Below are 21,166 nucleotides of genomic sequence, written 5' to 3'. Positions count from 1 at the left end.
AAAACATGTAAAAGCACATAAAACAACACTAATTAAATGAAATATCAAAAAAAACAAGATGCCGTAGTACTTTTAGCTGATGGCACAATTTTTTACGGTAAAGCAGTAGGAAACAAACAAGGTACAGCCTTTGGCGAGGTTTGTTTTAACACAGGTATGACTGGTTACCAAGAAATATTTACCGATCCTTCGTACTTTGGCCAATTAATGGTTGCAACAAATGCACATATTGGTAACTACGGTACAAATGCAGATGAAGTAGAATCTGATTCTATTAAAATTGCAGGTCTTATTGTGAAAAACTTCAGTTATGAATATTCACGAGATGCTGCCGATGATTCACTTGAAAATTTTCTTGAGAAGAATAACCTTTTAGCTATTTCTGATGTTGATACAAGAGCACTTGTGAGTTACATTAGAGAAAATGGCGCAATGAATGCGGTTATAAGTACCGATGTTGATAATATTGAAGGACTTAAAAAACAACTAGCCGATGTGCCAAACATGAACGGTTTAGAGCTAGCATCAAAAGTATCAACCAAAGAACCTTACTATTTTGGTGATGAAAACGCAACTTATAAAGTGGCGGCGCTTGATATAGGTATTAAAAAGAATATATTAAGAAACATAGCTAGTAGAGATTGCTACATAAAAGTGTTTCCATACAATTCTAAATTTGAAGATTTAGAAGCATTTAATCCTGATGGATATTTCTTGTCAAATGGTCCTGGAGATCCAGAACCATTAGTTGAGGCTCAAGAAGTAGCTAAAGAAATTATAAAACGAGATTTACCATTATTTGGTATTTGTTTAGGGCATCAAGTAATAGCTTTAGCAAACGGTGTTTCAACCTATAAAATGCACAATGGGCACAGAGGTATAAACCACCCAGTAAAAAACTTAAAAACTGGTAAAGGTGAAATTACATCACAAAATCACGGTTTTGCTGTAAATAGAGAAGAAGCTGAGGCTAATACAAATTTAGAAGTTACACACGTACATTTAAATGATAATACAGTAGCAGGATTAGCTATGAAAAGCAAAAATGTATTTTCAGTACAGTATCACCCAGAGGCAAGCCCTGGGCCACACGATTCATCGTATTTATTCGATCAATTTATTGAAAATATAAAAAAATAAATATTCAATATAAGCCTTATAAACACCTGTTTTTAAGGCTTATATTTTACTAAAACGTTATAGCGATGTTTTTAAAAAAATATTATCAAACATCGGTAAAAAAACAAGATTAAACCTTAAATTTGAAATATTAATTAAAGTAAAAAAACAAACCAATTATGAGTTCAATAATAAATATTCATGCTAGACAAATTCTAGACTCTAGAGGAAACCCAACAGTAGAGGTAGATGTTATTACAGAAAATAATGTTTTAGGAAGAGCAGCGGTTCCTTCAGGAGCTTCAACAGGAGAACACGAAGCTGTTGAGTTACGTGATGGAGGTGATACTTACATGGGAAAAGGCGTTTTAAAAGCTGTTGAAAATGTAAACACTGTTATAGCTGAAGAACTTTTAGGTGTTTCTGTTTTTGAACAAAACTTAATAGATCAATTAATGATTGATTTAGATGGTACAGCTAATAAATCTAAATTAGGAGCCAATGCTATTTTAGGTGTGTCTTTAGCCGTTGCTAAAGCAGCAGCTTCAGAGTTAGGTTTACCATTATACCGTTACGTAGGAGGAGTATCAGCAAATACGCTTCCTGTACCAATGATGAATATTATTAATGGTGGTTCTCATAGTGATGCACCTATTGCATTTCAAGAATTTATGATTATGCCTGTAAAAGCTCAAACTTTTACACACGCTATGCAAATGGGAACTGAAATTTTTCACCATTTAAAGAAAGTGTTACATGATAGAGGTTTAAGCACTGCAGTTGGTGATGAAGGTGGTTTTGCCCCTAACTTAGCAGGCGGAACTGAAGATGCTTTAGATACTATAGCAAAGGCTGTTGAAAACGCAGGCTATAAATTTGGAGACGAGGTTATGATTGCTTTAGATTGTGCATCGGCAGAGTTTTATGTTGATGGTAAATACGATTACACAAAATTTGAAGGCGATAAAGGTGAAGTTAGAACTTCTGAAGAGCAAGCTACTTATTTAGCTGAATTATGTGAAAAATACCCAATCATTTCTATTGAAGATGGTATGGATGAAAACGACTGGGACGGTTGGAAATCTTTAACTGAAAAAGTTGGTGATAAAGTACAATTAGTTGGTGATGATTTATTTGTAACTAACGTTGAGCGTTTATCTAGAGGTATTGAAAACGGTATTGCAAACTCAATTTTAATTAAAGTAAACCAAATAGGTTCTTTAACTGAAACTATTGCAGCAGTAAATATGGCTAAAAATGCAGGATACACTTCTGTAATGTCACATAGATCTGGTGAAACTGAAGATAACACAATAGCAGATTTAGCAGTAGCTTTAAACTGTGGTCAAATAAAAACAGGGTCTGCCTCACGTTCAGATCGTATGGCTAAATACAATCAGTTATTAAGAATTGAAGAAGAGCTTGCAGATGTTGCATATTTTCCTCAAGAAAAAGCATTTAAAATTAAGTAATAATACTTATTTTATAATAAATACTTAAAAAGCGATTATTTTTAATAATCGCTTTTTTGTGCTATCAATTTTATCAATATTTTAATTTAGTAAACCTATGGTTAAAGTACTTTAAAAATCCTTAGATATTTTGTAAATTAGCACTCCGCTTAAATAAAATAAATTTACTTAAACTTATGGCAAATAACGCAACCATAGAAATAGATGGTAAAAAGTATGAATTTCCTCTAATTGAAGGAACTGAAAAAGAAGTTGCAATAGATATTAAAAGCCTAAGAGCAGCAACAAATGGTTTAATAACTTTAGATTCTGGCTATAAAAATACAGGGTCTTGTGAAAGTGCTATTACTTTTTTAGATGGTGAAAAAGGTATATTACGTTACCGAGGATATTCAATTGAAGAATTAGCTGAAAAAGCAGATTTCTTAGAGGTAGCTTATTTGTTAATTTTTGGAGAATTACCAACTTCAGATCAATTGAACAAGTTTCATACAGATATTATGAACAATTCAATGGTTGATGAAGATGTTCACAAAATTCTAGATGCCTTCCCTAAAAATGCACATCCAATGGGGGTTTTAACCTCTTTAACTAGTGGCTTAATTGCATTTAATCCTTCATCAGTAAATGTAGATTCTGAAGAAGAAATGTACAGAGCTATTGTTAAAATATTAGGGCAATTCCCTGTATTAGTTGCATGGGTAATGCGTAAAAAGAAAGGTTTACCACTAAACTACGGTTCTAAAAAACTTGGCTACGTTGATAACATGATGAAAATGATGTTTGAAGTACCAATTGAAGAATATAAAATGAACCATATTGTAAGAGATGCATTAGATAAATTATTAATATTACATGCAGATCATGAGCAAAACTGTTCAACATCAACTGTAAGAATTGTAGGTTCATCACATGCTGGTTTATTTGCATCGTTATCTGCTGGTATTTCTGCGCTTTGGGGTCCACTTCACGGTGGTGCAAACCAAGCTGTACTAGAAATGTTAGAAGCTATAAAAGCAGATGGTGGAGACACTAAAAAATACATGGCTAAAGCTAAAGACAAGTCTGATCCTTTCCGTTTAATGGGCTTTGGGCATAGAGTTTACAAAAACTTTGACCCTAGAGCTAGAATTATAAAGGTGGCTGCCGATGAAGTTTTAAAAGATTTAGGTATTAAAGATCCAATTTTAGATATAGCCAAAGGTTTAGAAAAAGAAGCTTTAGAAGATCAATATTTTGTTGATAGGAAATTATATCCAAACGTAGATTTTTATTCAGGTATAATCTATCGTGCAATGGGTATTCCTGTTGAAATGTTTACAGTAATGTTTGCACTTGGGCGTTTACCAGGTTGGATTGCTCAATGGAGAGAAATGCGTTTACGTAAAGAACCAATAGGAAGACCAAGACAACTTTATATTGGCGAAACTGAAAGAAAATTCAAAGCAATTTCTGACAGGTAAAAATATATTTATTTTAAATAATTGTTAAGCTTCACGTAAAAACCGTGAAGCTTTTTTTGTATAAATACTTATTTTTAAGAATTATTCAAAAATTACTTTTTTATCATTAGCTTTGAAACTTTAAAATTCTAATGCAAGTGAAGTTAAATATTCAAAATGAAACGTCTAGATTAAGAGCTGTTATTTTGGGTACAGCCAAAAGTTGTGGTCCAACACCAAAGGTAGAAGATTGTTATGACCCTAAAAGTGTTGAACACGTTTTAGCAGGCACTTATCCAAAAGAAGAAGATATGATTTTTGAAATGGATGCTGTAACTAAAGTGCTTGAAAAGTATAACGTTACTGTTTACAGACCCGATGTTTTAAAAGATTGCAATCAAATTTTTTCTAGAGACATTGCTTTTGTGATTGATAACAAAATTGTTAGAGCAAATATTTTACCAGATAGAGATAAAGAAATTGAAGCTATTAGGTATGTTTGGAATAAAATTGATGAAAAAGATAGAATCATTTTACCCGAAGAATGCCATGTGGAAGGTGGCGATGTTATGCCCTGGAACGACTATGTTTTTATAGGAACTTACACTGGTAAAGATTATCCAGATATAATTACGGCCAGAACTAATATACAAGCGGTAAACGCTATTCAGGAGTTATTTCCTCATAAAAAAGTTAAAGCATTTGAGCTTAGAAAATCTAACACCAATGCCAAAGAAAACGCATTGCATTTAGATTGTTGTTTTCAACCCATAGGAAAAAATAAAGCCATAATTCATAAAAACGGATTTTTAGTTGAAAGTGAATATAAATGGTTGGTTAATTTCTTTGGAAACGAAAACATATTTGAAATAACAAAAGATGAAATGTACCAAATGTACAGTAACGTGTTTTCAATTTCTGAAGATGTTATAATTTCTGAAAAAAGCTTTACACGATTAAATAATTGGTTAAGAACCCAAGGTTTCACAGTTGAAGAGGTGCCATATGCCGAAATTAGTAAACAAGAAGGATTACTGCGTTGTACTACAATGCCATTAATTAGAGATTAAAATGCAACAAACTACAAACACAATATTAATGATTCGTCCTATAAATTTTAGGATGAATGAACAAACAGCGGTTAATAATTACTACCAAAAAGTAGTTGATAATTTGTTACCTGCAACCGTTAATAAAAAAGCACAAGATGAGTTTGATGCTTATGTTGAAAAGCTAAAAGCACATGGAGTTAATGTAATTGTAGTGTCTGATACTGATGATTTTGATACGCCCGATTCTATTTTTCCTAACAACTGGATTTCTTTTCATGAAAACGGAACGGTAGCATTATATCCTATGTTTGCTGTAAACAGAAGGCATGAACGCAGAGAAGATGTTTTAGATACTTTAGAAGCAAACGGATTTGTTATTGAAAATATAGTTGATTACACATCGGCGGAAGACGAAAATGTGTTTTTAGAAGGCACAGGCAGTATTCTTTTAGATAGAGAAAACCAAATAGCCTATTGTGCACTGTCTGCTAGAGCCGATGAGAGTTTGTTTATTGAATTTTGTGAAGATTTTGAGTATACGCCTGTTGTATTTACAGCAAATCAAACTGTAAACGGACAGCGTAAAGCCATATACCACACAAATGTAATGATGTGTTTAGCTGAAACTTTTGCCGTTATTTGTTTAGATGCTATTGATGATAAAAAAGAGCGTAAACATTTAGTGAAAAAATTACAAGAAACTAACAAAGAGGTTATTACTATAACTGAAGCACAAGTAAATAATTTTGCTGGTAATATGCTGCAAGTAAAAGGCGAAAATAATCAACTGTATTTGGTTATGAGTCAAGCGGCATACAATTGTTTAACACCAAACCAAGTTGCACAAATTGAAAAACATTGTCCAATTATTTCAAGCTCGCTAGATACTATTGAAGCTTGTGGTGGCGGAAGCGCTCGTTGTATGATGGCTGAAGTGTTTTTACCTAAGGCTTAATTAATTACTTCAGCTTATCAAAAATATAAGCACCTTTGGTAGCACCCCAAACGTGATTGCCTAAAGAGTCAAAACCTCGATCCCATGATAAAACACGTTCTGATGTTATTTCAACCTTGCTAGTAGCAAAACTAGCGCCTCTAAGTGAGCTTTCACAAGATTTGAAAATGGTTGAACCTTTATAATGCTTGTCACCTAAGCGCTTTAAAATAACTTCACAGCCTTGTTTTAAAGCAATGTCTTGCGGAGATATAGAATCAAAAACTTTAGGATTCTTCCATTTTCCAACCCATAAAGAATCAGTTTTTAAAGTATAAATAGCCGATTTGAATGTACTATCACTATCTCTTGTAACTTCATAAATACGCTGTCTGTATGGTTTGTTTTGCATGCTGTTTAAAGCCTGTTCTACATACAGGTAATTTCCTTTATCTTCCCAAATTGGGTACATATGAAGTGAAATATTGTAATACGTAGAGTCTGCCTTGGCTTGAGCTTCAGAATTGTAAGAGCCTTGCATTAATGCAAATAATTCATCAAGTTCTTTATCTATTTTTGGGGTTTCAGTTTTTTGTTTACAAGCAGAAATAGCTATAATAAGTAGCAGTAAGAAGGTTTTTTTCAAAATACGTATGTTAATAAGTTATTTAACTTGGTTTAGATTTTGGTAACTGCACATAAAATGTACTACCTACATTTAGTGTACTTTCAACCCAAATTTTACCGTGGTTAAGCTCAACTAATTCTTTACAAATTGAGAGGCCTAAACCAGTACCTTTTTCATTACTGGTTCCCATGGTAGTAAATGACGTATTTTTAAATAACTTTTCCAAATTTTGTTTTGAAATACCAATGCCTGTATCGGCAATGCTAATGATGCAACTACCGTTACTTATGTGATTTGAAATGGTAATTGTATCACCTTTTTTAGAGAATTTTATAGCATTAGCTAAAAGATTTTGTACCACAATTTCAAACATACTTCTATCAGCATAAGCAAAATCACGTAAAGAGTGGTCAACTAAGTTTATGCCTTTACTTTCAATACGCTGATCAACAAGTTTAATTTTGTCTTCAAAAACTTCTTGTATATCAAACAAACTTGGTTTAGGATCTAAAGATTGCATTTGTGATTTAGACCAGTTTAATAAATTGAAAAGTAATAACGATGCGTTATTGGCATTTTCACTTAATTCTGGAATTAAATTGTCAAATTCTTCTCTAGATAATGAGCCATCTTTTAGTAATTCAATAAACCCGTTAATTGATGATAATGAGTCTTTTAAATCATGAGAGACTATAGAAAATAACTTGTCTTTTACATTGTTTACATTTTCAAGGTGTTTAGTTTGCTCTAAAAAAGCCTGATTTTGTAATTCAATTTTAATGTTTTTTTCTTCTAATTCTTGGGTGTATTTTATGTTACTATTTCGTTTTAAATAAATTAAAACTAAAAAGGTTGTAACTATAGCTAAAGCCGCAAGTAAACCGTAAAAAATAAGTTTGAACTTGTCTAATTGCGTATTTTCATTATTTATAGGTGTGTTGTTTATGTTTTGGTTTTTTGTTTTTCTAATGCTAATTTCAGGTGTATCTAAGTCTTTAATAGCAGTTAAATTATTATTAGTGTTGGTCTTAGTTTCTAAAGCATCAATTTTTTCTTGATTTAGCGCATGCTTTAAATCATAGTATTCTTTTTGCCAGATAAAAGCTTTATCAAACTTGTTTTTAATAGAATCTAAAGATTTTCGAAGTTTATAATGCTTTAGCAATTCTTGCTTGTTATCTAATTCAATAGCAATTTCTCGTGCTAGCAATAGTTGTTTTTCAGCAACAACCAACCTATCTTGCTGAATATTTAAGTTAGCAAGGTTGTTTAAAGTAATTAATAAATTAGGTTTATCATTAATTCGTTTTGTAACATTGTAGCCTCTTACTAGGTATAATGTTGCTTTTGAGTAATCGTTAAATTTTAAATATTCACCACCAAGTTTTGGGTAAATTTGGGCTTTGGCAGAATCTGTTTTAACACGTTTCAGTATTTTTTCATAATAATTAATAGCTTTTCTGTGTTCTTTCTTTTGCGAATACAGTTCAGCTAAATTACTGTAAGATATATTGGCGCCTTTGTAATCTTTAAGTTGTTCTTGTAAAGCCAGTGTTTTTTCATAATACTTAACCGCTTCATCAAAATTATTATTTTTAATGTAAGCAGTTGCTAAATTATTGTAGGCTACTTTTAAATGAAACGGTTCGTTGTGTGTTTCAAGAGATTTTAATGAAGCCAATGTGTACTGTAAACCTTGGCTATAGTTACCGCGTTTAATTTCAATACTAGCAATACTGTTGTTTACTTTAGCAATTTGTAGTGTATCATTCAAATTGAGAAAAAGCTCTTTAGCCCTTTTATAGCCGCTTAAGGCATTTATATAATCATCTTTTTGGGCATAAATTAGTGCCTTGTAAAATGTTATTTGCGCAATACCTTTTTCATACTTAATCTCACTAGATAAGCGCTCACTTTGTACAATATATTTTAATGCTCTGTCATATTCACCAATTTGGTAAAGAGATTTTATTAAACTTAATGAGGTGTCTACTTTTGTTGAGTCTTGGTTTTGGTAAGCTAATTGTATGGTAAGGCTATCTATGTCATTAGTTTGGCTATAACTAATGCCCACAAATAAAAGAGTTAATAAAGTAAAAATTCTCCTCATAAACGTTTAAAATAGAACACAATAAAACAACCACAAAAGAAGCCTTATTTTGAGGGAAAATTAAGATTACTTTATAAAACAGTGATAGTAGTATGTGTTACCAACAATGTACAAGCTTAAACTTGTAACTAATAATAGCTTTTTTACAGAAACAAAAATTGAAAAATCAACCATTAAAATCTAATTTTTAAGTTTTAATACCAATAAATCAGTTAAAATGACGGGGAAAAAATCATGAAAAAATCGACGAATAGATAAACGGTAAAAAACATAGAAAAAATACACTTTTATCGATGAAATACATTGTTGAACACCTTAAAAAACAAGGTGTTCGCCTAATTTCCTAAATTGTAATATTTGTAGTACAAATATTATATTAAGTAATGTTTTTTCTTTAATTAAGAAGTTGTAATTGGAATAATTTTTATTAACCAAGGTTTCATAAAAGTTTTATCTTTGCCACCTAAAAAGTAACGTAAATGAATTTACAAGAAACCTTATCTAATCAAGTAAAACAAGCTGTTTTAGCTTCATATAATGTAGAAATTGAATCTGTTGAGTTTCAGGCAACACGTAAAGAATTTGCAGGTGATATTACAGTGGTTGTTTTTCCTATGTTAAAATTTGTAAAAGGCAATCCTGTACAAATAGGTGAAACTATTGGTAATTATTTGGTTGATAATGTTGAAGATGTTAAAGCGTTTAACGTAGTTAAAGGTTTTTTAAATATTGAAATTAACGATTCTTTTTACTTAAACTTTTTCAATAGCATTAAAAACAATACAACCTATGGTTTTGTAGAGCCACAAGCTAGTAAAAAAGCTGTTATGGTAGAGTATTCTTCGCCTAACACCAACAAACCTTTACATTTAGGGCATATTAGAAATAACCTTTTAGGCTATAGTGTTGCCGAAATATTAAAAGCAGCAGGAAACAAAGTTTATAAAACCCAAATTATAAATGATAGAGGTATTCATATATGTAAAAGTATGTTGGCTTGGAAACGTTTTGGAAATGGCGAAACACCCGAAAGTACCGGTTTAAAAGGCGATAAGCTAGTTGGTAATTACTATGTGAAATTTGATCAAGAATATAAAAAAGATATTCAAGCTTTAATAGACAGTGGTAAAAGCGAAGAGGAGGCTAAAAAAAATGCTCCTATTTTGTTAGAAGCTCAAGAAATGTTACGAAAATGGGAAGCTGGCGATGCAGATGTAGTGGCTTTATGGGAAACCATGAATGGTTGGGTTTATAATGGCTTTAACCAAACTTATAAAAATTTAGGTGTAGATTTTGATACGCTTTATTACGAAAGTAATACCTATTTATTAGGAAAAGAATTTGTAGCGGAAGGTTTAAAAACAGGCGTATTTTACAAAAAAGAAGATGGCTCAGTTTGGTGTGATTTAACTGAAGATGGACTTGATGAAAAAATTGTACAACGTGCCGATGGAACAGCCGTTTACATGACGCAAGATATTGGTACAGCTATACAACGTGTTAAAGATTTTCCTGATGTTGGTGGTATGGTTTATACCGTTGGAAACGAGCAAGATTATCACTTTCAAGTGCTATTTTTAATTCTGAAGAAATTAGGATTTTCTTGGGCCGAAAATTTATACCATTTAAGTTATGGTATGGTAGATTTACCTAGCGGAAAAATGAAAAGCCGTGAAGGAACCGTAGTTGATGCCGATGATTTAATTGTAGATATGGCAACTACAGCTGAAGAAATATCGGAAGAGTTAGGAAAACTTGATGGCTATTCTAAAGACGAAAAGAAAAACCTTTATAAAACAATAGGTTTAGGAGCGTTAAAATATTACATTTTAAAAGTAGACCCCAAAAAACGTATTTTATTTGACCCGAAAGAATCTATAGATTTTCAAGGAAATACAGGACCTTTTATTCAATATACTTACGCTAGAATTCAATCTATATTGAGGAAAGCTACAGCTGAAAATTTAAACGTTCAAGTACGTTTACATGAAAAAGAAAAGGAATTGCTTAAACAAATACAGTTATTTCCAGAGGTTATACAAAATGCAGCTGCACACCACAGTCCTGCATTAGTAGCCAATTACACCTATGATTTGGTTAAAGAGTTTAACTCATTTTACCAAAACGTATCTATTTTAGGTGCAGATAATGATGATGAAAAAATATTTAGAGTACAATTATCTAAATTAGTAGCAAATACAATAAAAAATGCGTTTAGCCTTTTAGGGATTAATGTGCCAGAAAGAATGTAATTACTTTTTAAAAGTATATCTATAAAAAATAAGAAATAAAAAAACCAGAGAATTTTCTCTGGTTTTTTATTTTATGGTTTTGAATTACACTAATTTATTGAGATAGTTACAGAATCACTTTTGCAACCCTCAGCATTTGCAATAACCTCAACAGCGCCTGTTTTATCTTTTGCTTGAATAATTAATAAAATCTTTCCATTGTGTGTTGTGCCTTTGTTAGATTGGAATTTCTCAACACTATTTTTCCAACCGCTATCAACTCCCAGTAATTTTGCTTCACCATTAATTGTAAATGTTATTAGCTTATTATCACTTCTGGCTGGGTTTCCATTGTTATCAAACAATTCAGCCACTATATGCACAACATCTTCATTATTCGCTTTTATTGTTGTTGTATCGGTATTTAACTTAATGTTAGTTGCTTTTTTAGCTGTTATTAATTGAGATTCTATGGGTTGTCCATTTTTTACACCTTTAGCAACTAAAGAACCTTCTTTATAAGGAATAGCCCATTTGTAAATATTACCAACAGTTTCAGATAATTTTTGTTTGCCTAAAGATGTGCCATTAAGGAATAACTCAATTTCATCGCAGTTAGAGTAAATTTCTGTTACAACGGTTTCGCCATCATTATAATTCCAGTGTTCATTTACATCTTGCCAACGCCATAAATAGTGCTTCCACCCATCTTTTTTCTTTTCAACTAAATTGTCGTTTTCTAACTTGTATAATGATTTTTCTAGCGTTTGTGTAGCCATATGAATCATGGGTTCATCTGTCCATAAAGACTTCATCATGTAATACGACCCTTTAGGGAAACTGGCTGTGTTTATCATACCCGAAGGTTGTACTCTTGTTGGCCATTTTTGTCTTATTTCACCCATATAATCTGCACCTGTCCATAAAAAAGTTCCAGAAATAAAAGGGCGTTCCATGATGGCTTTCCATTCGTGATATTGCGCTACGTTTTCGGTTCCCATAATTGGTAAGTCTGGATAGTTTTTATGGCCATAATCGTAAATTACCCTTCTGTAGCTATAACCAATAATGTCTAACGCATCTGCATAACCCGATTCATAGCTAGACGAAGGTAAAATACAGTTGGCAATTACAGGTCTTGTGGTATCTATTGCTTTGGTCCATTTAGATAATTTTTGAGCAGTTTTACCAATATCATACTTGCCTCTTGGTAGGGTTTTCATGAGTTCTCTAATCTTTTCGATAGAATGAGGAGGCTCAGACCAAAAATAATTTCCTTGCCATGTCATTTTATCAAAGAAGCCAGTAGATGCCGCATTTCTAGGATAAGTCCATTCTACTTCATTTCCTATGCTCCATTGAAAAATAGAAGGGTGGTTACGGTGGCTAAGCATCACATTGGTTAAATCTTTTTTAGCCCATTCTTGAAAATGCTCGCCATAACCTCTAGTGATGTAATCTGTACTTTTTTCTTCCCAACGGTTGTACCTTTTGTCTTTGGGGTTGTCCCATTCATCAAAAAATTCATCTTGCATTAAAAGTCCCATTTCATCACAAAGTTCTAATAATACTTTTGATGCAGGGTTGTGTGAACTTCTAATAGCATTACAACCACCATCTTTAAGTACTTGTAGTCTTCTTTTCCAAACACCTTTAGGTACTGCAGCTCCAACTAAGCCAACATCATGGTGTAAACAAACTCCTTTAATTTTCATGTTTTCACCATTTAAGAAGAAGCCTTTATTGGTATCAAATTTTATGCTTCTAATACCAAAACGCGTTTCGTAAGTATCAAAAATATGTTCGCCTTTTTTAATGGTTGTAACTGCTGTATATAAAGAAGGATTATCTACACCCCATAAATTTGGATTATTAATTTCAACGTTTTGAGAAATGTTTTTAGTACTTGTTTTTTCTACCGTAATAGTTTTTGAAATACTTGCAACTTCTTTTTTAGTTTCATCTAAGAATTTAGTGGTAATTTCAACGTCTTCATCTTGTAAAAAAGCATTTTCAACAGAAACTTGAATATTAACTTTAGCTTTGTCTTTAGCTACTTGTGGCGTGGTTACAAAAGTACCCCAAACAGGTATGTGTAATTTTTTATCGGTTATTAAATCTACTTCTCTATAAATACCAGCACCAGAGTACCAGCGGCTATCTGCATATCTAGAATGGTCTATTTGTACGGCAAGTACATTGTTTTTTCCGTTTTTGTTTAGGTGTTTTGAAATTTCAAAGTAAAACGGTGAATATCCGTATGGGTGAAACCCTAATTTATGACCATTTATAAAAATTGTGGCATTGTTATAAACGCCATCAAACAACACGTAAACTAGTTCATCATCTAAAACTGTCTTATCAAACGTTTTGGTGTAGTACCCATAACCTTTACCTCTTATATAACCTGTTGCCCATGCGTCTTTTCCTAAAGATTCATCAAATTCACCTTCAATAACCCAATCATGAGGAAGGTTTACTTTTCTGTATTGGTTGTTTTGAATGTCACTAAAACTAACTTCTTTATCACTTAAAAAAAAGTTCCAGCCTAAATTAAAATTTTCTTGTGTTTGTGTAGTTTCTTCTTTAGCGCAGGATAACATTAAGAAGGCTATTAAGCCAACTAATATATGCTTTTTACTCATATTGTAAATGTTTAGTTGTTTACTACAAAGTTGGGAGTTTTAAACCAAATTCAAAGATATTGCATCTATATTTTTACTAAACAAATTGTAAAAATGTAGTGTTTAATTAAAAAATTAAGATTGAAATTAGCTCATGAGGTGCTTATAATACAGAATGCTTTTTTAAGCATTGTAAAAATTACTTATTTATAATTTTACAACTTTGTGAATCTCTTTTTTATCTCCTAGAATTTCTACTAAATAAAGACCGCTTCTGAGAGTTGTAAAGTTTATATCTGCTTTACCATCTACTATGGCAACGGTGTTTTCAGAAATATATAGTCCGGAGGCATTGTAAATTCTATAACTAACGGTTTCAGAAGTTTTAATACCAGTTAAATGTGTTACATTTTGGCATGGGTTAGGGTATAGCAACCAGTTTTTAGCATCATCAATTGTGTTATTAGTTGAAGCGACACAGCCTTTTGAGATGTCAAACTCTGATTTTAAAATATCAGCAATTTTTAAATTTGTAAAACTATCATTAGAGGTGTGATTAAAGAACGTTTTATCTATAATAGTTTTATCTGCTCCTAAGAAATCTTGTAATAAAGAGGCAAAGGTTTGCCTGTAATCATACTGTACGCTTTGAATTTGCCAGTTGTTTGCTTCTGAAGCTTCAGATAAATTAGGATTAATACCAGTGATACCACCTTCTATGGGTCTGCCAAATACAAACATGGGAGCAATTTCGCCATGGTCTGTACCAAAGTTGCCGTTTTCAGCTGCTTTTCTACCAAATTCAGAGAAGGTTACACCAACAACATCACCACTTAAATTCTGGCTTTCTAAATCTAATACAAAAGCTTCCATACTTTCAGAGAGTTCTGTAAGTAATTCATGGTGTTTACCAAGTACATCTCCTGCACCTTGCACTTGGGCGTTATGAGTATCAAAACCTGAGATTCTCACCATATAGATTTTTGAACCTAAATTGCCACTAATTAATCTTGCTACAGTTTTTAATTGGTCTGACAAATCTGTATCAGGGTATGAAATATCATTTTTACCTTTACTGAAGGCTATTGAAATAGCTTCAGCATAGGTGTTTGTTAGTGCGCTTGTATTGGTTATAAATTCAAGCTGATCTCCGTAATCTGAATTTGGAATGTTTAAAGGTGGTTCGCCCCCAAGGCCACTAACTACATTATAAAAACCTGCAGGGTCTTGGCCCGTAATATTTAATGATAAACCATGAGCTTCTTCGGCATGAAACCCTAACGAGGTTTTGTTTGAACCAATTTCTACAGCTAGTGGATAATTTTCAACTATTAAATCTTCATAATATTGTTCCATAAAACGTCCCATCCAACCGGTTTCAGAACCATTTAAAACACTGTTGCCGTCGTTTCCTGTAAAATATAAATCGGTTGATTTAAAATGACTTTTATTTTGTGATGGATAACCTACGCCATTTACTATTCTAAGTAATCCTTTGTCATATAAAGATTTAAAACCAGAAAGTGCTGGGTTTAGTCCAATTTGTTGTTCGTTAGGTAAGGTTCCATCTAAAGTAATGTATTTATTTATGCCAGTTTCTGGAACTTTTATGGTGGGCCTTAAGTTGCTATATGTATCATATTGATTTAGAGGTACAATAGTGTTTAAGCCGTCGTTGGCACCTGCTAAATTAATAAGCACTAATTTTCTGCCTGAAATATTTGAGCATTCAAAAGGAATAAACGATTTTAATGCAGCTTGAACTTGAAAAGGGGTTAATCCAATTACTGAAGCTGTTGCCGATAATTTTATAAAATTTCTTCTTTTCATAACGTTTTACATTAATTGGAATTCTGCGGCATTTACCAACGCAATAATTAAAGCATCTAACCTTGTTTTAACCGTATTTTTGTTGCTTTCACTGTGTGTGTTTATGTATTGAGACCAAGCACGTGTCCAGTAAAAATCATTTGAATCTTCAATTAAAAAGGTTTTAAAGTAATTAGTTCTATCTGTATCTATGCTTTCAGGAAACATTAAATCTGTTAAGGCCGTAATAAGTAAATTAGGGTCTTTTGCATTATTAGGGTCTATTTTATTTTCAACAAATAATACTGTATCTAATTCTGCTTTATTATTTTTTTGTGTTAGAATACCAGCCACTAAAATGTATCTGCCAATTATGGTGTTTGATGAAAACCAATTTCTATCAAAACCAGGTTCTTGGTAATAGGCTGGGTAGCCTGCTACAGAATCTGGGTTAAAAAAATCCATACCAGCAGGTTGAAAAAAGCCACCTGTAATATACCAATGGAAAAAATTTCTGTAGAAAAACAACTGCTCGGTTTCTGGGTTTGGGTATTTAATGTCAAACAACGAAAATACTTCACAAAGCAATTGTAATGGGCTTTTTATAATAGCACCAATAGTATGGTCTGTTGGGTCACTATCATCTGCATCATAAAAGTGCTGGCTAGCTAATAGTGTGGTAACCACTGGTAGCACCTCATAATCATTGTTTATTAAAATTTGAGCTAAAGGTTCTATAATATCTGTTTCAACTTCGGCTGAAATTTTACTTTTAACAAAATATTTGTATAATCTTCGGCAATAAGCTTTGGCGGTTTCTTCTTGTGCAAATACCATTTCTACAAAATCATCTAGCTCATCAAACATAGTTTCTGCGGTATCTCTTCCAGTAATTACATGATTGTTAAAGGCTTTTGAAAATGTTTTATCATTAGTGTCGTGTTGGTTAAGGTTTGCGTAGCCCATTGGTAAATTGGTGTCTGTATCAATTTTACCGCTTCTATCGTATGTTTTTTTAAAACCCGATAATACTTTGGCTGCCTGTTGTATATCTAATTCTGTGTAATTAGTATAATCACCATCACCAATTTGTTCGCCTTTTAAAATGGTAAATAGTTCTAGGTATTCTCTAGAGTAATTTTCGTTAGGGTTGTTTTTATTGTTCTGTGTATTGTCTAGATAATCTAACATGGCATTATCTAAATTTATTTTTTTTGCTAAGGTTTTAATGTTGCCTAAGGCATAAAAATCTAGTAACCTTAAATAGTCATAAAAAAAAGGAGATAAACCAGCGCCATCATCTTTGGCCACAGTAAAACAAGTATGAAAAAAGAATGATAGTTTATATTTTAAACTAACTTGGTTAAACGCATTGTGCCACCACCAAGCAGCTATATAGGCGCGTTTTCTGCCTTGTCCGTCAAAAGTATTAGGGTGATTGGTAGATGAGGTCCAATAACCATCTGGGGCTTCCATTGGAAGTGGATCATAAGGTTCAGATAATATATAAGGTACATTTGCAGTTAAGCTGTTAACAGCATCTGTTGCAGACATGCCTACAAAAGTATCTAATTGCTCTTTGGTATAGTTAAAAGTAGCGCGCCTAAGCAAATGCTTAGCTTTTCTTAAATCTAAACTTGAATTAAGAGGTGATAATGAAGCCATCCTTTATTTTTTTGTTAAAGTATATAATAATTGGCTTAATTCCAGAAGGTTGGATGGTAATTCGTCGAAATTCAATTAGTAAAATCGATTAAGTGTAATTAAGCTTAAAAATGAATTCTAAAACTTACGTTAGGTGTAATGCCCAAAGATTTGTTTTCAACGGTGTTAATATTGCCGTTATCATCACGAGTGTAGTATGTATTTATAATGTTTTTTCGGTTTAAAACATTCCAAACAGATGCGCCAATAGTGGCGTAAGACGTTCTTGATAGGTTAAATTTATAGGTAGCAGAGCAATCTGTTCTTAAATAATTTTCAAGGTTGCTACTATTGGGGTTTTGGTAAACAATGGTATTGTTTTGGTTTTGGTTTACAGCAGGAAGCGTTGTGGGTTTGCCAGAGTTCCAGTTAATACCTAATGCTAATTTAAAATCATTAAAAGCATACGTGCCAGCAAACGTTATGGCGTGCCTAATATTGGTGTTGTTAGGGAACTTTTTACCGTTATTTAAGTTTGAAAATATATAATTATTATCACTAAATGAATACGAAACCCAAGTGCTTACCGCCTCATTAAACTGTTTATTTAATAAAATATCAATGCCTTTAATTTCATAACTACCGGTGCTATTTATAAATTGATATTGATTTTGAAAACCTTGACTACGCGTGGTTATACCATCAACTTTTTTTATGTAAGTTTCGGCACTTGCTAAAAAATTATTCTTTTTGTAATGTATACCAATAGATGCTTGTTTGCTTTTTAAAACAGGAATGTTTTGGTTGTTTGAAAGTACCCAACGGCGTTTTTCAATACCTAAAAAATCGTTTTGTAAATCTATAATTTGTGATGTGGTTTGACTTTTAAATTCGCCCAAAATTTCAAACCTAAAATTGCCTAAAAACCGCTGGCTAAAGTTTATGCGAGGTTCGGCAAACAACATATCAAACTTTTTAATGTAGTTTAAACGTGTGCCAAATATTAGTTTGGTATTTGCGCCGTATGATAATAAATTAGTTTGCGCATACACAGCATGACTTCTGATAACTTCTTTTATGTAGCTTCTAAAATTTGGGTTGTTTACATCTTCTAAATTACTAATGCCCACCTCAGTAAATTGGTAGCCACCATTAATTTTTAATTGATAGTTATGCGTGTAGTTTATGTCAATTTTTGCTGCGCCATCATACACTTCGTTTTCTTGCACTAAGCGTTGGTTGTTTAAAATATCATGGTTGGTAGCATCTAAATCGTAATTTGATACATATAGTAAAGCAGTGGTTTGTAGTTGGTTATTCCAATCTTTTATATAAGTTACACCCGCAGCGGTATTTTGTTGCCATAGTTTACTGTTTAAAGCTTCTGGTTGGTTGTTTATGGTAGATTGTTCTTCGTAATTCAACCTGTTATTTACGTTTAATACATGAAACCGAAGTTTATCTGTTTTTGAAATATCAAATAAAAATTTAGCAGAAACATCGTAAAAATAAAATGATTCGTTTTGCGAAATTGTGTTTGAACCTTTGTTGTTATTTGTAAAATCTGAATCTTGAAAAATACGCTTAAAATACTGGTTGTACGTACTTGTTTCAATAATATCAGTTACTGAACGACGTGTAGAGAGTTGTAACTCAGTTTTTTTTGAAAGTGGAATTTTTGCAAAAACATCGGCATTTATAAAATTAATACCACCACCAGCCTTAAACTCATTATCTACAGTGTTGGGCAATTGTATATCTATAACACTAGAAATACCATCGCCATACTTAGCACTTGACCCATTTTTATAAATATTTATTTTTTTTGTGATATGCGGATTAAATGCCGAAATAAGCCCAAAAAAGTGCCCAGATTGATACATTTTTATTCCATCCCAAAGTATTAAGTTTTGGTCGTGTGTGCCACCTCTAATGTTTATGTTAGATACAGTTTCATCTGTACTTAAAATACCAGGAAGCGCTTGTATGGTTTGTAAAACATCGGGTTCAATTAAGCCAGGTAAAATACCAAAATCATCAGGTTTTATAGTAACCGACCCATCATTTAATTTGGTTAAACCAGTAGTAAGATAATTGTTAATTATAACTTCATTTAAATTTTGAATTTTAAAGCTAGAGCGCTTTTTTTTTGAAGGTTTTATAACAACAAACCTATTATCTAAAAGTTCAAAATCTAAATGCGTTTCTTTTTTTAGTGTATTTATAGCGTCTTTTAACTTAGTGTTTTTATTGGGTAATGTGGCTTGTTTGTTTTTTATGGTTTTATCGGCGTAAGAAAAGCTAATGTTATATCTTTTTTCTAAAGTATTTAAAATTATGGCAAGTGGTTGTTTTTCTTTTTGAAAGCTTTGTGCTTTTAGTGTTAAAACATTCAAAAAAAGTAAGAAAAAAGTAAAAAATAATAACTGTTTACTGCGCACGCTTTAAAATTATATTACCGTTATTATTGCTGTACGTTAATTGTAAAGGTAAAGTAATAGATTTTAAAGCAACATCAATGTTGTTGTGGGTAAAATTACCTGTAAAAAGCTCGCTAGAATTTACACCAACAAGGGTAATAGTAACATTGTATTGTCTTTCAAACTCTGCAATAACTTGTTTGTATGGTAGGCTTTTAAACTGGCTTTCGTTATTTAACCACGAAGGCGTTGTGTTACTTTCTTTTTGTTTAGCAATTTTTTTCCCATCAATAATTAAAAAACTGTCGCCAGGTTTTAATTTAGTTTCAATAGAATTAAAAGTAACGCCAACTAAGCCTTCGTAGCATATAACTTCAAAATAATTGGCTCTTTGTTTTACGTTAAATTGGGTACCGTAAACCGTTACAGTACCGGCTTTTGTTTTTACGTTGAAAGTTGAGCCTTTGGCCACTTTAAAAAAAGCTTCGCCCTGTAATTCAACGTTTCGGTTATTTTTCCAAGTATTTTTATTATAAATTAAAACAGATTTGGCATTTAAAAATACATTAGAAGCATCGGGTAAAGTTACTTCGGTTTTTTGCGCTAAATCTGTTGTAATAGTAGTGTTTAGTGTAGTTGTGTAATAATAAAGTCCAAAGCAAATAGCTAAAATAGCAGCAACACGCATTAACGGTTTTATATAGCTTTTCTGCGGTTTTTTAGTTGTTTTTATTGTGTTGAGTACATTGTTTAAAGCGTCTGTATCATTAAATTTTGGTGCTTTAAATGATTTAATACTGGTGTTTAATTGTATTAAATCATCATAATCTTCAAGTTTTTTAAACGCCTGAAGTTCATGATCATTCAAATCATTATTTAACCATTTTAATATTAAAGCTTCTCTATCCATTTTATCTTTATTCAATTATAAAACAAGTTACTTTTATTTTTTCCTACCCTTGTATTTAATTTTTTTTGAAATTTAAATTTTCAGTCTTTAGTTTACTAGAAACTATTATTACAACTCTTTAATGTCTTTTCGTAATTTTTCCAAAGCGCCATAAATACGTTTTTCTACTGCTTTTGTTGAAATACCTAAAATTTCGGCAATTTCTTTAAAACGCTTTCCTTCAATGCGGTTCATTAAAAAGGCTACACGTTGTGGTTCGGTTAAATTAGCTAAAGCCTTTTGTAGTTTTTTATTGTATTCGTCTTGTTGCATTAAAAACTCGGGGCTTTCATTGGTGCTAAGCTTTGGTTTGGCTATTTGTTGGTGTTTTAAAACAACTTTTTGATGAGCAGCTTCATTCAACATTAAATTATTAGCTGTGGTAAACAAAAAGCTTTTAGCTTTGTCTGGTGTTATTTTGCTACAATTTTCCCAAAGTTTAACAAAGGCTTCTTGCGTTTTGTCTTGCGGATTTAAAAGATTGCCAAACTTGTAGTATAGAAAATTGTGTAAATCTGTGGCGTGTTTTTTAAAAATAGACGAAAAAATACGCTCTTCACAAATATTATCACGTAGTTGTTTACTCATTTTAAAGTTTAGTTAATGCCACTAAAATAAAGGTTTTAGCAATTTGTTGTGGGTTTGTAAAATTATTTTTTTTGATTTTTTTTAACAATTAGGGTAGGAGTTTTTAAACTTAAATTGTTTTATAACCAAAAGCTATGTGTAACC

The 21,166-nt window shown here is 31.9% G+C and carries 14 protein-coding genes; 6 read left to right on the top strand and 8 right to left on the bottom strand.

The window, feature by feature from the left end; genetic code table 11:
* Window positions 1-36 precede the first annotated feature (36 nt).
* The 5 genes from carA (at window position 37) to ctlX (ending at window position 6,040) form a co-directional block, all read left to right on the top strand.
* On the top strand, window positions 37-1,140 hold the full coding sequence (gene carA / locus ACXAG4_RS08460; protein WP_475295648.1) for a glutamine-hydrolyzing carbamoyl-phosphate synthase small subunit: 1,104 nt from the start codon (window positions 37-39) through the stop codon (window positions 1,138-1,140).
* Window positions 1,141-1,298: 158 nt separating this feature from the next.
* Entirely contained in the window at window positions 1,299-2,591 is a 1,293-nt protein-coding gene (gene eno / locus ACXAG4_RS08455) for a phosphopyruvate hydratase (protein ID WP_475295647.1), read from the top strand.
* A gap of 176 nt (window positions 2,592-2,767) precedes the next feature.
* A complete protein-coding gene (locus tag ACXAG4_RS08450; RefSeq protein ID WP_475295646.1) occupies window positions 2,768-4,054 on the top strand; it encodes a citrate synthase in 1,287 nt (428 codons plus the stop codon).
* Between the two features lie 131 nt (window positions 4,055-4,185).
* Window positions 4,186-5,103: a dimethylarginine dimethylaminohydrolase family protein gene (locus tag ACXAG4_RS08445; protein ID WP_475295645.1), complete on the top strand. Its 918-nt coding sequence runs from the start codon at window positions 4,186-4,188 to the stop codon at window positions 5,101-5,103.
* Window position 5,104: 1 nt separating this feature from the next.
* Window positions 5,105-6,040, top strand: coding sequence for a citrulline utilization hydrolase CtlX (gene ctlX / locus ACXAG4_RS08440; RefSeq protein ID WP_475295644.1), 936 nt, complete (start codon window positions 5,105-5,107; stop codon window positions 6,038-6,040).
* A 4-nt stretch (window positions 6,041-6,044) separates the two neighbouring features.
* Here ctlX and ACXAG4_RS08435 read toward each other — a convergent pair whose 3' ends face one another.
* Together ACXAG4_RS08435 and ACXAG4_RS08430 are read right to left on the bottom strand one after the other, a co-directional pair.
* On the bottom strand, window positions 6,045-6,665 hold the full coding sequence (locus ACXAG4_RS08435; protein WP_475295643.1) for a chromophore lyase CpcT/CpeT: 621 nt from the start codon (window positions 6,663-6,665) through the stop codon (window positions 6,045-6,047).
* Window positions 6,666-6,687: 22 nt separating this feature from the next.
* Complete coding sequence (locus ACXAG4_RS08430) at window positions 6,688-8,757, bottom strand: tetratricopeptide repeat-containing sensor histidine kinase (protein WP_475295642.1); 2,070 nt, start codon at window positions 8,755-8,757, stop codon at window positions 6,688-6,690.
* A 479-nt stretch (window positions 8,758-9,236) separates the two neighbouring features.
* On the opposite strand from ACXAG4_RS08430, the gene argS reads away from it, so the two are divergent.
* Window positions 9,237-11,009 (top strand): arginine--tRNA ligase, encoded by a 1,773-nt coding sequence (gene argS / locus ACXAG4_RS08425; protein ID WP_475295641.1) that lies wholly within the window; start codon window positions 9,237-9,239, stop codon window positions 11,007-11,009.
* Window positions 11,010-11,098: 89 nt separating this feature from the next.
* Here argS and ACXAG4_RS08420 read toward each other — a convergent pair whose 3' ends face one another.
* The 6 genes from ACXAG4_RS08420 to ACXAG4_RS08395 all read right to left on the bottom strand — a co-directional run bounded on the left by ACXAG4_RS08420 (window position 11,099) and on the right by ACXAG4_RS08395 (window position 21,022).
* Window positions 11,099-13,633, bottom strand: coding sequence for a glycoside hydrolase family 2 TIM barrel-domain containing protein (locus ACXAG4_RS08420; protein WP_475295640.1), 2,535 nt, complete (start codon window positions 13,631-13,633; stop codon window positions 11,099-11,101).
* 186 nt (window positions 13,634-13,819) lie between these two features.
* On the bottom strand, window positions 13,820-15,442 hold the full coding sequence (locus ACXAG4_RS08415) for a DUF1501 domain-containing protein (RefSeq protein WP_475295639.1): 1,623 nt from the start codon (window positions 15,440-15,442) through the stop codon (window positions 13,820-13,822).
* Between the two features lie 6 nt (window positions 15,443-15,448).
* A complete protein-coding gene (locus ACXAG4_RS08410) occupies window positions 15,449-17,086 on the bottom strand; it encodes a DUF1800 family protein (protein ID WP_475295638.1) in 1,638 nt (545 codons plus the stop codon).
* A gap of 104 nt (window positions 17,087-17,190) precedes the next feature.
* The gene (locus ACXAG4_RS08405; RefSeq protein ID WP_475295637.1) at window positions 17,191-19,461 is read right to left on the bottom strand and encodes a TonB-dependent receptor plug domain-containing protein; all 2,271 of its coding nucleotides are present in this window, start codon (window positions 19,459-19,461) and stop codon (window positions 17,191-17,193) included.
* 34 nt (window positions 19,462-19,495) lie between these two features.
* Window positions 19,496-20,410, bottom strand: a complete 915-nt coding sequence (locus tag ACXAG4_RS08400) for a FecR family protein (RefSeq protein WP_475295636.1) — start codon at window positions 20,408-20,410, stop codon at window positions 19,496-19,498.
* A 93-nt stretch (window positions 20,411-20,503) separates the two neighbouring features.
* Window positions 20,504-21,022, bottom strand: coding sequence for an RNA polymerase sigma factor (locus tag ACXAG4_RS08395; protein ID WP_475295635.1), 519 nt, complete (start codon window positions 21,020-21,022; stop codon window positions 20,504-20,506).
* Between the last annotated feature and the right edge of the window lie 144 nt (window positions 21,023-21,166).

Source organism: Seonamhaeicola sp. ABD4_175, assembly GCF_056160885.1.
Note: the sequence above shows the minus strand (reverse complement) of the source record. Positions and strands in the feature narration are given on the sequence as shown.